We start from the raw sequence: 10,533 nt of genomic DNA, 5'->3' as shown, positions 1-10,533 counted from the left end.
TTCATGACTAAATGTTCTTAGGTAAATCCTAGAACGGAATGTCGTCGTCGAAATCCATTGGCGGTTCGTTAGACGGTGCAGGAGCAGACTGCTGCTGCGGGCGAGACTGCGCGCCGCCGCTGAACTGGTTGCCACCCTGCGGTTGCTGAGGCTGACCCCAACCGCCCTGCTGCTGGCCGCCACCTGCTGGTGCGCCACCGCCCTGACGGCCACCCAGCATCTGCATGGTGCCGCCGACGTTAACCACCACTTCCGTCGTGTACTTCTCAGCACCGGACTGATCGGTCCATTTGCGGGTGCGCAGCTGGCCTTCGATATAGACCTGAGAACCTTTACGCAGATACTCACCGGCCACTTCGGCCAGTTTGCCAAACAGCACAACGCGGTGCCATTCGGTCTGCTCTTTCATCTCACCGGTCGCTTTATCACGCCAGGATTCGGAAGTAGCCAGCGTAATGTTGGCAACTGCGCCACCACTCGGCATGTAGCGTACTTCCGGGTCCTGGCCCAGATTACCGACGAGAATCACCTTGTTTACGCCTCTGCTGGCCATGTTCGTGTCTCCTGAATACGTTTCTTAATAGTGTAAACGCGCGAGTGTACCATTTCCATGCTGCACTTTGATAGTTGCGTAGCACGTTCCAGAGTTCTCCCGCAACTCGACATTGTTACACAGCGAATCAGAAAATGCATTCCAATACTGTATATTCAAACAGGTCAAATTGTGTCATAATTAGCCGTTTCTGACAGCCGTTTGTCCTTCAAACAAACCAGGCAATCCGTGTTCCAACCGGGAAAGGTGAATGGATAAGATCGAAGTTCGGGGCGCCCGCACCCACAATCTCAAGAATATCAACCTGATAATCCCTCGCGACAAGCTGATTGTCGTGACCGGGCTGTCGGGGTCTGGCAAATCCTCACTGGCTTTCGACACCCTGTATGCCGAAGGACAGCGTCGTTACGTTGAATCACTCTCTGCGTACGCGCGTCAGTTCCTGTCGCTGATGGAAAAACCGGATGTCGACCACATTGAAGGGTTGTCCCCTGCTATCTCTATTGAGCAGAAATCCACCTCGCATAACCCGCGTTCAACGGTCGGTACCATTACCGAAATCCATGACTACCTGCGTCTGCTGTATGCCCGCGTGGGTGAGCCGCGCTGCCCGGACCACGACGTCCCGCTGGCGGCACAGACCGTGAGCCAGATGGTGGACAACGTCCTGTCGCAGCCGGAAGGCAAGCGCCTGATGCTACTGGCGCCGATCATCAAAGAGCGTAAGGGTGAGCACACCAAAACGCTGGAAAACCTGGCAAGCCAGGGCTATATCCGCGCCCGTATTGACGGCGAAGTGTGTGACCTGTCCGATCCGCCCAAGCTGGAACTGCAGAAGAAGCACACCATCGAGGTGGTGATTGATCGCTTTAAGGTGCGTGACGATCTCGCCACGCGTCTCGCAGAATCGTTTGAAACGGCGCTGGAACTCTCCGGCGGCACGGCCGTGGTCTCCGACATGGACGACCCGAAAGCGGAAGAGCTGCTCTTCTCCGCCAACTTTGCCTGCCCGATTTGCGGTTACAGCATGCGCGAGCTGGAACCGCGCCTGTTCTCGTTCAACAACCCGGCGGGCGCCTGCCCGACGTGTGACGGCCTGGGCGTGCAGCAGTATTTCGATCCGGACCGCGTGATCCAGAATCCGGAGCTGTCCCTGGCGGGCGGCGCCATTCGCGGCTGGGACAAGCGTAACTTCTATTACTTCCAGATGCTGAAGTCGCTGGCGGAGCACTACAAGTTCGACGTGGAAGCGCCGTGGGCCAGCCTGAGCCCGAACGTACACAAAGTGATCCTGTTCGGCTCTGGCAAAGAGAACATCGAGTTCAAATACATGAACGATCGCGGTGATACCTCCGTGCGTCGCCACCCGTTCGAAGGGGTGCTGCACAACATGGAGCGCCGCTACAAAGAGACCGAATCCAGCGCGGTGCGCGAAGAGCTGGCGAAGTTCATCAGCAACCGCTCCTGCGCCACCTGCGAGGGCACGCGCCTGCGTCGCGAAGCGCGCCACGTGTTTGTGGAAAATACGGCGCTGCCGACCATCTCAGACATGAGCATCGGCCACGCGATGGACTTCTTCAATAACCTGAAGCTCTCTGGCCAGCGCGCGAAAATCGCCGAAAAAGTCCTGAAAGAGATTGGCGATCGCCTGAAGTTCCTGGTGAACGTCGGCCTGAACTACCTGACGCTTTCCCGCTCGGCAGAAACGCTCTCCGGCGGTGAAGCTCAACGTATTCGTCTGGCGAGCCAGATTGGTGCGGGCCTGGTGGGCGTGATGTACGTGCTGGACGAGCCGTCCATCGGCCTGCACCAGCGCGATAACGAACGTCTGCTCGGCACCCTGATCCACCTGCGTAATCTCGGTAACACGGTGATTGTGGTCGAGCACGACGAAGACGCGATCCGCGCCGCTGACCACGTGATCGACATCGGCCCGGGCGCTGGCGTACACGGCGGTCAGGTGGTGGCGGAAGGGACGCTGAAAGACATTATGGCGGTGCCCGAGTCGCTGACCGGCCAGTACATGAGCGGCAAGCGCAAGATTGACGTCCCCAAACAGCGCGTAGCAGCGGATCCGGAAAAAGTGCTGAAGCTGACCGGCGCGCGCGGCAATAACCTGAAAGACGTCACCCTGACCCTGCCCGTCGGGCTGTTTACCTGTGTCACCGGCGTGTCCGGCTCCGGTAAATCGACGCTGATCAACGATACGCTGTTCCCGATTGCACAGACCGCGCTTAACGGTGCGACGCTGGCAGAGCCGGCACCGTACCGCGACATTCAGGGGCTGGAGCATTTCGATAAAGTTATCGATATCGACCAGAGCCCGATTGGCCGTACGCCGCGCTCTAACCCGGCAACCTATACCGGCGTTTTCACGCCCGTACGTGAACTGTTTGCCGGTGTGCCGGAGGCGCGCTCACGCGGGTATACGCCAGGACGTTTCAGCTTTAACGTACGCGGCGGCCGCTGCGAAGCGTGCCAGGGCGATGGCGTGATCAAGGTTGAGATGCACTTCCTGCCGGATATCTACGTGCCGTGCGACCAGTGCAAAGGCAAACGCTATAACCGCGAAACGCTGGAGATTAAGTACAAGGGCAAGACCATCCACGAAGTGCTGGACATGACTATCGAAGAGGCGCGCGAGTTCTTTGACGCCGTTCCGGCGCTGGCGCGTAAGCTGCAGACGCTGATGGACGTCGGCCTGACCTACATTCGTCTGGGTCAGTCCGCAACGACGCTGTCCGGCGGTGAAGCGCAGCGCGTGAAGCTGGCGCGCGAGCTGTCAAAACGCGGTACTGGCCAGACGCTGTATATCCTGGATGAGCCGACCACCGGTCTGCACTTTGCCGACATCCAGCAGCTGCTGGACGTGCTGCATCAACTGCGCGATCAGGGCAACACTATCGTGGTCATCGAACATAACCTGGACGTGATTAAAACCGCGGACTGGATTGTCGATCTCGGCCCGGAAGGCGGCAGCGGAGGCGGTGAAATCCTCGTCTCCGGTACGCCAGAGACCGTTGCAGAGTGCGAAGCCTCGCACACCGCGCGCTTCCTTAAACCGTTGCTGTAATTGTCACACGGAGAGCTGCTGTCGGGTCGTTTCCGGCAGCAGCTCAACCGCCTGCTGATAGGATGCGTCCACCAGGTAGTAAATTTGTGAGCCTGGAATCGATCCATCCAGATAGACGGTGCTCCAGTGCGCCTTATTGAGGTGCTGGCTCGGCCTCACGTCATCATGCTGCTGACGGAGTAAATCGGCCAGTTCAGGGCTGGTTTTCAGCGACGCCGCCGGACGGCCGTCCACCTCTTTCACCATCGCAAACAGCACATCCCCCACTTTAACCTGCGTGGCCTTCCAGTCGCTGTGGACGCTCTGCTCCGCGCCGGGCTTGCTCATGCAGTACTGAAGTATCTCCGAAATTGTCATCTTTATTCCCCTTGTAGCGTGGCGATAATTTTACGCGAACCACCGTGAATGCGATGCTCTCCCAGCCAGATCCCCTGCCACGTGCCCAGCAGCAGCCGCCCGTTGTGGACCGGCAGCATCAACGATACGCCCAGCAAAGAGGACTTAATATGCGAAGGCATATCGTCTGCCCCCTCATAGTCATGCTCGTAAGGGGCGTTGTCCGGGACGCTCTTCAGAAAATGCCGCTCCATGTCAGACCGGACGGTGGGATCGCAATTTTCATTCAGCGTCAGAGAGGCAGACGTATGCTGAAGCAGCAGATGCAGCAAACCCGTTCTGACGCGCGACAGGTCGCGGAGTTGCCCGATGACTTCATCCGTCACCAGGTGAAATCCGCGTGGCTTCGCGCTTAAGGTCAGGGTCTGTTGGTACCACATAGGCTGCTCCATGATGAAAGATGAATCTTTCTAAGTGTGCAGCAAGAAGACGAAAGGTAAAACCCGCAGCAGCGAGATTTGATTAAAAAAGAGTCAAACTCGCTGCCAGGGACTCAGTACTCCGAGTTGACGATCACCTCTTCGCCAAACTTTCCGGCCATCGGCAGCGGTCGATAGGTAGAGTTAGACGCGCGTAACACCCTGATCCCTCTGGCTCCTGCATCCTGCGCGGCGGTAATGTCGTTATCCGAATCGCCATAAAACACTTTGATGTTTTTCTTTTCCAGCCACTGGGTTTTGGTGTTTTGCCCCTCTTTGTCACCGGCAAAAATGACCGGGTTCATGTTGGCTGCCGGGATCTGGAAATCGTCCTGCAGTGTTCTGGAGACGGTTTCCGTTTTGGTCTGGCTACGACCGGTGACGAAATAAATACTGTCGCCACGCTTAACATGCATAGCAATTACCGCCCGGGCGACCTCTTTCGGAATGCTGTACTCGTCCCAGCCGTTATTCATCTTTTCCCAGAACTCCGGGTTCTTCAGATACGCTTCGCTGTCGGGAGAATACATTTTTTTGCCGCGCCAGAATCCCGGGCTTGAGAACAACACGGTATCGTCAATATCGAAGCCCACGGCCATTGGTGGGCGCCCCATCAGGCTGTTTTCGATTTGGGCCACGGAAACCCAGTGAATGGGCGCCTGCTCGGCGAGAATGGCGGCGGTAGTGCCGGTGTAAAGCGGCGTCGGGGCGGAAGCTCGCGCGACGACGGCGCTGTTAAGTGAGAACAATAAGCAGGCGGCGCTGAGCGCCAGTGTGATCTTGCGCATATTTTCCCCTGAATATTCAGCTTGTTATCGTTTTATTTTGAGTGAATGGTCAAAAAACTATCCGACCATAACCCCAGCGGGAGGTGAAGGGAAGGAGTTTTTGCTTATGAAGCGGAATAAAAAGAAGACGATCACAAAGAGTGGATGAGTGATGTAGGCCCGGTAAGGCGCAGCCGCCACCGGGCAAGATTTTCTGCGGCCTGATGCCCTCACCCCAGCCCTCTCCCACAGGGAGAGGGAGATAATAAGTAGTGAGTACTTACATCACAGCTGCAAACGCCTGCGCCACGCGGTGAACGTTGCCGGCATTCAGGCCCGCCACGCACATACGGCCGCTGGCGATCAGGTAGACGCCGAACTCTTCGCGCAGGCGATCGACCTGCGCCGCGCTCAGTCCGGTATAGCTGAACATCCCGCGCTGCTTGAGCAGATAATCAAAGTTATGCCCGGGCACGGCCTCTTTCAGGACATTAACCAGCTCCTGACGCATCGACAGGATGCGCTTACGCATCGCCTCCACTTCGCCAAGCCAGGACGCTTTCAGCGTTTCGTCACCGAGAACCGTTGCCACCACCTGCGCACCAAAGTTTGGCGGGCTGGAGTAGATACGGCGCACCGTCGCTTTCAGCTGACCCAGCACGCGGCTGGCTGCTTCGGCGTCTTCACATACCACGGAAAGACCACCAACGCGTTCACCGTACAGGGAGAAGATTTTAGAGAAGGAGTTACTCACCAGAACAGGCAGCCCGGCGCTGGCAGCGGCGCGAATGGCATAGGCGTCTTCTTCCATACCCGCGCCAAAGCCCTGATAGGCAATATCGAGGAATGGGATCAGGTTACGGGCCTTCAGCACCTCGATCACCGTATCCCACTGGGCATTGGTGAGATCGGCACCGGTCGGGTTATGGCAGCACGGATGCAGCAGCACAATACTGCGCTCCGGCAGGGTGTTCAGTTTTTCCAGCAGCGCGTCAACGCACACGCCGTTCGTTTCGCTGTCGAACCACGGATAGGTCGCCACCTTAAAGCCCGCGCCCTCGAAGATCGCTACGTGGTTTTCCCACGTCGGGTCGCTGACCCACACGCCTGAATCCGGGAAATATTTTTTCAGGAAGTCTGCGCCCACTTTCAGCGCACCCGAGCCGCCCAGCGTCTGGATGGTCGCCACGCGTTTTTGCGCGAGCACCGCGTGATCGGCGCCGAACAGCAGCGGCGCGATGGTGTTGCGATAAGCGTTTAGCCCTTCCATCGGCAGATACAGAGAAGCGCCGTGTGGAACAGCGTTCAGACGCGCTTCGGCTTCAGCTACGGCTTTTAATTGAGGAATAATGCCATCCTCGTTGTAATACAGACCGATGCTGAGGTTCACTTTGTCGCTGCGAGGATCTTCTTTGAAACGCTCCATTAAGGAGAGGATAGGGTCGCCGGCATAGGCGTCAACTTTCTGAAACACGCGATGGTTCTCCGGAATTCGATGAGGCAGGGATTTCAACAATAAACCGGAATATCACGCAACACCACCCCTTAAGATTATCCTGCGATCGGCATAGGTTTTTTGCGTCCTTTAGCCATGACATTTACCCAATATTTTCCCCTTCTCGCTTTCCGTAATGTGACTCCTGCGCAACCGCGCATTCACTGATTCAAGGAGTTCACATCATGGATTCACAATTTATTGGTTCAGTTATTAACGCCCTGCCGCTGGAGCATATGATCGGCGGTCCGCTGCAGGCGATGATCAAAGCACAGGTTCAGGCGAGCAAGTCCTATACCGACTTCCTGCTCTCTGTCTGCATTAAAGACGGCAAAGCCGTCGCGATCGAGTTCGACTACGACGAAACCGTGGTAGACGAACAAGGCGTGAACAAAGGCAGCGTGACCCGCAAGATGAGCATTCCGCTGCTGGCGGCGATCACGCACCCTATCATCTGTATCGAAGACGGCACCATCGACTTTGAGCTGGAAGTGAGCCAGAGCGAAGCCAGTTCCAGCAGTACCGAAGCGGAGGCCTCCGTGGAAGCGTCCGTCGGCTGGGGCGTCTTTAAAGCCAAAATGACCGGCAAGGTCTCCCATAAATCGGAGCAGACCCGTTCGACCGATACACGCGCGAAATACTCCATTCATACCCAGATCAAACGCCAGGAGCCACCAGAAGCTCTGCAGCGCGTAATTGACTACCTGACCAACGCCAAAACCAAGCCTGTCGCCGCGCAATAATCTTCCACGCCGCGACATACGTGCGATTCCGTAACGCAGGGGCTACCCGGGTAGCCCCTTTTCCAGGAGCGAAATATGTCTTTTAAAAAATGGCTGCGCGGCGGCAAGGATGAAGAGCCGGAAAACAGGACGGGCAAAGGGGATGAAGGCACGCCGCCGGTACAGGAAAACACGCCCCCTACGCCGACAGCCGATATTCCCGGCGTGCCGATCTCGCTTGAAGATATCACGCGCGGGATGCAGTACGCGGCCACGGCGGCCAACGAACTGATTGCTCAGCAGTATATGAAAGCGCTGGATCCCTTTTTCGAACCTGCTGAAGACGGTTCGTTGGTTCCACGCACGGTACAGCTGGCACTGGATGAAAAGCACTACTTTGACCTGCCCTTGGTCGCGCTCTCAACGCCGCGCGGGCTGATGCTGGAGAAAATGAAGGTCAACCTGACGATCCGCACGGAAGGCATGCAGGCACCTTCCCGCCAGTCCGGTGAAAACGAATTTGGTCGCTTTCACGTCAGCCTTTCGCCTTCCAGCGATAACAAAGGCGGGCGTGACAGCCGCCACGTCGATGTGGAAATGCAGTTTACCGCGCTTGAGCCACCGGAAAGCGTTATGCGCTTGATTGACGAATACACCAACAAGGTGATTCCCCGTCCGAAAGCAGAGGAGACTCCGTAATGCACAAACAACCAGAACGTACAGGTGACAAGGGTATTCAGCTGATTTGCCAGTTTGAAGGGCTGAAGCTGGAGCGATATCGCGATGCCGTAGGTTTATTGACCATCGGCTATGGCCATTTGATCCTCAAAGAGGAGATGGAAAAGCTCACCAAAATTACTACCGGTGAAGCCAAAGATCTGCTGCGCAAAGATCTGAAACGCACCGAGGACGGCGTGAAAAAGCTGCTGAACCAGCCAGCAACGCAGGCGCAATTCGACGCGCTGGTTTCCTTCGCCTTCAACCTCGGCGTTGGCAATTTAAAGAAATCAACGCTGCTCAAAAAATTCAACGCGGGCGATGTTCAGGGTGCCGCACTGCAGTTCAAAAGCTGGAATAAGGCAGGCGGGAAGGTATTGGCCGGTCTGACGCGTCGCCGCGAGGCGGAAATGAAGTTATTTCTCAGTTAACTCGACAGGAAAAACACAATGAAATCATTATTCAAAGTGAAAATGGCCGTTCTTTCTGCTTCCTTATTCGCCGTTTTACAGGCTACTGCCGCCATGCCAACCTGCGAAGATGAAATAAAGGAAGCTAACGCCTTTTTATCTTCTCAGGGTGTACCGCCCGTCAATAATGTGACCGAGCTGGCGACAACCCTTCGTCATATCAAAAATTTTGGCCGCCTGCCCGACCGCTATATCACGTCGGAAGAAGCCAAACGCCTCGGCTGGTCGGGGAGTGAAAGCGAATCACTTTGGGGGCTGAAACTCACTCATCAAAAATGGATCGGAGGCGACAAATACAGCCATAGCGCTCTTCCTGCCGGTCAGCCCTGGCTTAGCGCGGATGTGGATGTCGTAAAGGGGTATCGCTCTCCTGAACGTTTGATTTACAGCCTGTCAGGGCAACAGCGCTTTATCACTACCGATAAGTATCAGCATATTGTTGAGCTGGATCCCTGCCAATAATAAGCGCCCGTTACGATAATAAATCCCCTTTTTCGAGGGGGTTTATCCTTGCAGAGGATGAATGTATGTCTGACATCTATCTCCCGACCCTCATCAGCGAAGCCTTGCTGGCATTTTCAGGCTTATTTGGCGGCGTCAGTATCTCGTTTTTCTGGCAACCGCAGCGGCTGCATCAGCACAGCCGATTTATGGCAGGCATTATTTTTGGCGGAATCAGCATGGGTGCGGCCGTCGCATTGGGTGGCTTATCAGCCCGCTGGTTAAAGATAGACCTTAACCAGGCCGATATCACGCTTGGTTTAGGTTATATCCTCGGGGCAATGAGTAATGGTCTGATCGTCTGGCTGGCAAACTTTTTCCGCCGGCACGAGCAGCGCGATATTTTTGATGTCGCCAGCGTCATCAAAAGCAAAGTCAGGCACGAGTCACTTTCTCCGCCTGATTTAACCCATAACAAACCCGATGGAGAGTAAATGCTTAACATAATGAATGGCTGGGTTCTTCCCTTTATTATCCTCGTCGACCTTGTCACCTCACTGCTCATTTTGTTTGCAGCCTATAGTCGAAGAGTCCATGCTCTGCCGGTAATGTGTAAAGTCGGCTTAGCTGCCCTCGCCTTTGGCTTTTTTGGTGAGAGCAGTTTAAACATGAAATTTATCCTTACTGGGGCTGATATACTGAGTGACAGTTTTCCCTTCTGGCTATTGCAGGACTTTGGAACGCTGGTGGTCGTGATATACTATTTCAAATCTCAGTATCATTAAAAAAAGCGCGACAGTATTCAGCCTGTCGCGCTTTTCACTAAACATAGTTTGATACCAATCCTGCGTCTTACAAAAACGGCCTAATTGCCCATATATTTAAAATAGAGCATTGCAGCCTGTGTTCGATTGTTGACCTGCAATCGGTGAAAAATGGATTCCAGATGTACTTTGACCGTACCAGCACTGATATTCAGTTGTCTGCTGATCTGCTTATTTGTTCCTCCATTCGCCAGCAGCTTGAGCACTTCCTTCTGCCGACGACTCAGAGTATGAATCGGTAAACCGCCAGTGGGTTGCTCTCGCTGAATCACGGCCTGCTCCGGAAAGCAGACCACTCCCGAGGAAACCATGCTAAGTATCTGGCTGATTTTCTCGGCGGGAAGATCCTTAGTAAAAATGCCCTTAATGCTTTGACGAATGTAGAAGTTGAATATCTTATCCGTCGTTTTTCGTAACATTACCACGATCGGTAGCTCAGGCCAGTTTGACATCAAATTTGTGATAAAATCACGGCATTTCATTTCACCATCCAGCAAAATAATGCTGACTGGCATAGAGGTTAAAATTGCGTGTGCATCTTCAAAGTTGTTCGCTGAAAAAACAGTGCATTCCGGCATTACGCGTTCCAGCTCTGTTTTCATACCGTGAATGAAGATCGGTAATTCATCGATCATTAATATGTTCATTGTAGCATA

The 10,533-nt window shown here is 54.9% G+C and carries 13 protein-coding genes; 7 read left to right on the top strand and 6 right to left on the bottom strand.

The window, feature by feature from the left end:
• Positions 1-28: 28 nt before the first annotated feature.
• Entirely contained in the window at positions 29-553 is a 525-nt protein-coding gene (gene ssb1 / locus ACMWJS_RS19450; protein ID WP_008503384.1) for a single-stranded DNA-binding protein SSB1, read from the bottom strand.
• Between the two features lie 250 nt (positions 554-803).
• Here ssb1 and uvrA point away from each other — a divergent pair, with 250 nt between their 5' ends.
• Complete coding sequence (uvrA, locus tag ACMWJS_RS19445) at positions 804-3,626, top strand: excinuclease ABC subunit UvrA (protein WP_045909175.1); 2,823 nt, start codon at positions 804-806, stop codon at positions 3,624-3,626.
• 3 nt (positions 3,627-3,629) lie between these two features.
• Here the strand turns inward: uvrA and ACMWJS_RS19440 are convergent, their stop codons facing one another.
• From ACMWJS_RS19440 to tyrB, 4 genes are all read right to left on the bottom strand, one after another.
• The gene (locus ACMWJS_RS19440) at positions 3,630-3,983 is read right to left on the bottom strand and encodes an MmcQ/YjbR family DNA-binding protein (protein ID WP_395996764.1); all 354 of its coding nucleotides are present in this window, start codon (positions 3,981-3,983) and stop codon (positions 3,630-3,632) included.
• 2 nt (positions 3,984-3,985) lie between these two features.
• The gene (locus ACMWJS_RS19435; RefSeq protein WP_045909174.1) at positions 3,986-4,402 is read right to left on the bottom strand and encodes a secondary thiamine-phosphate synthase enzyme YjbQ; all 417 of its coding nucleotides are present in this window, start codon (positions 4,400-4,402) and stop codon (positions 3,986-3,988) included.
• 113 nt (positions 4,403-4,515) lie between these two features.
• Entirely contained in the window at positions 4,516-5,229 is a 714-nt protein-coding gene (aphA, locus tag ACMWJS_RS19430) for an acid phosphatase AphA (RefSeq protein WP_111967844.1), read from the bottom strand.
• A gap of 259 nt (positions 5,230-5,488) precedes the next feature.
• The gene (gene tyrB / locus ACMWJS_RS19425) at positions 5,489-6,682 is read right to left on the bottom strand and encodes an aromatic amino acid transaminase (protein WP_414747436.1); all 1,194 of its coding nucleotides are present in this window, start codon (positions 6,680-6,682) and stop codon (positions 5,489-5,491) included.
• 206 nt (positions 6,683-6,888) lie between these two features.
• Between tyrB and ACMWJS_RS19420 the strand changes: the two genes are divergently transcribed.
• From ACMWJS_RS19420 to ACMWJS_RS19395, 6 genes are all read left to right on the top strand, one after another.
• Positions 6,889-7,446, top strand: a complete 558-nt coding sequence (locus ACMWJS_RS19420) for a DUF2589 domain-containing protein (RefSeq protein ID WP_045335167.1) — start codon at positions 6,889-6,891, stop codon at positions 7,444-7,446.
• A gap of 75 nt (positions 7,447-7,521) precedes the next feature.
• Positions 7,522-8,124 (top strand): DUF2589 domain-containing protein, encoded by a 603-nt coding sequence (locus ACMWJS_RS19415; RefSeq protein WP_111967846.1) that lies wholly within the window; start codon positions 7,522-7,524, stop codon positions 8,122-8,124.
• Complete coding sequence (locus ACMWJS_RS19410) at positions 8,124-8,573, top strand: lysozyme (protein WP_414747435.1); 450 nt, start codon at positions 8,124-8,126, stop codon at positions 8,571-8,573. Before ACMWJS_RS19415 ends, ACMWJS_RS19410 begins: the two co-directional genes overlap by 1 nt.
• 18 nt (positions 8,574-8,591) lie before the next feature.
• A complete protein-coding gene (locus ACMWJS_RS19405; protein ID WP_167215073.1) occupies positions 8,592-9,074 on the top strand; it encodes a ribonuclease domain-containing protein in 483 nt (160 codons plus the stop codon).
• 65 nt (positions 9,075-9,139) lie between these two features.
• Positions 9,140-9,547 carry a hypothetical protein gene (locus ACMWJS_RS19400; protein ID WP_023334172.1) on the top strand — a complete coding sequence of 136 codons (408 nt, stop codon included), beginning with the start codon at positions 9,140-9,142 and terminating at the stop codon, positions 9,545-9,547.
• A complete protein-coding gene (locus ACMWJS_RS19395) occupies positions 9,548-9,838 on the top strand; it encodes a hypothetical protein (protein ID WP_111967849.1) in 291 nt (96 codons plus the stop codon).
• Between the two features lie 80 nt (positions 9,839-9,918).
• Here the strand turns inward: ACMWJS_RS19395 and ACMWJS_RS19390 are convergent, their stop codons facing one another.
• Positions 9,919-10,512, bottom strand: a complete 594-nt coding sequence (locus tag ACMWJS_RS19390; RefSeq protein ID WP_240741472.1) for a response regulator transcription factor — start codon at positions 10,510-10,512, stop codon at positions 9,919-9,921.
• Between the last annotated feature and the right edge of the window lie 21 nt (positions 10,513-10,533).

It is taken from the genome of Enterobacter sp. HK-058-C-ECC, from assembly GCF_047531125.1.
Lineage (GTDB): Bacteria > Pseudomonadota > Gammaproteobacteria > Enterobacterales > Enterobacteriaceae > Enterobacter > Enterobacter quasiroggenkampii.
The sequence above is the reverse complement of the archived record's forward strand: the minus strand, read 5'-3'. Positions and strand labels throughout refer to the sequence as shown.

Excerpts from the sequence above, each read along its gene's own strand:
- ACMWJS_RS19440 (WP_395996764.1), bottom strand. The coding sequence starts at position 3,983 with ATGACAATTTCGGAGATACTTCAGTACTGCATGAGCAAGCCCGGCGCG.
- uvrA (WP_045909175.1), top strand. The coding sequence starts at position 804 with ATGGATAAGATCGAAGTTCGGGGCGCCCGCACCCACAATCTCAAGAAT.
- ACMWJS_RS19405 (WP_167215073.1), top strand. The coding sequence starts at position 8,592 with ATGAAATCATTATTCAAAGTGAAAATGGCCGTTCTTTCTGCTTCCTTA.
- ssb1 (WP_008503384.1), bottom strand. The coding sequence starts at position 553 with ATGGCCAGCAGAGGCGTAAACAAGGTGATTCTCGTCGGTAATCTGGGC.
- ACMWJS_RS19420 (WP_045335167.1), top strand. The coding sequence starts at position 6,889 with ATGGATTCACAATTTATTGGTTCAGTTATTAACGCCCTGCCGCTGGAG.
- ACMWJS_RS19400 (WP_023334172.1), top strand. The coding sequence starts at position 9,140 with ATGTCTGACATCTATCTCCCGACCCTCATCAGCGAAGCCTTGCTGGCA.
- ACMWJS_RS19435 (WP_045909174.1), bottom strand. The coding sequence starts at position 4,402 with ATGTGGTACCAACAGACCCTGACCTTAAGCGCGAAGCCACGCGGATTT.
- aphA (WP_111967844.1), bottom strand. The coding sequence starts at position 5,229 with ATGCGCAAGATCACACTGGCGCTCAGCGCCGCCTGCTTATTGTTCTCA.
- ACMWJS_RS19415 (WP_111967846.1), top strand. The coding sequence starts at position 7,522 with ATGTCTTTTAAAAAATGGCTGCGCGGCGGCAAGGATGAAGAGCCGGAA.
- ACMWJS_RS19410 (WP_414747435.1), top strand. The coding sequence starts at position 8,124 with ATGCACAAACAACCAGAACGTACAGGTGACAAGGGTATTCAGCTGATT.
- ACMWJS_RS19390 (WP_240741472.1), bottom strand. The coding sequence starts at position 10,512 with ATGATCGATGAATTACCGATCTTCATTCACGGTATGAAAACAGAGCTG.
- ACMWJS_RS19395 (WP_111967849.1), top strand. The coding sequence starts at position 9,548 with ATGCTTAACATAATGAATGGCTGGGTTCTTCCCTTTATTATCCTCGTC.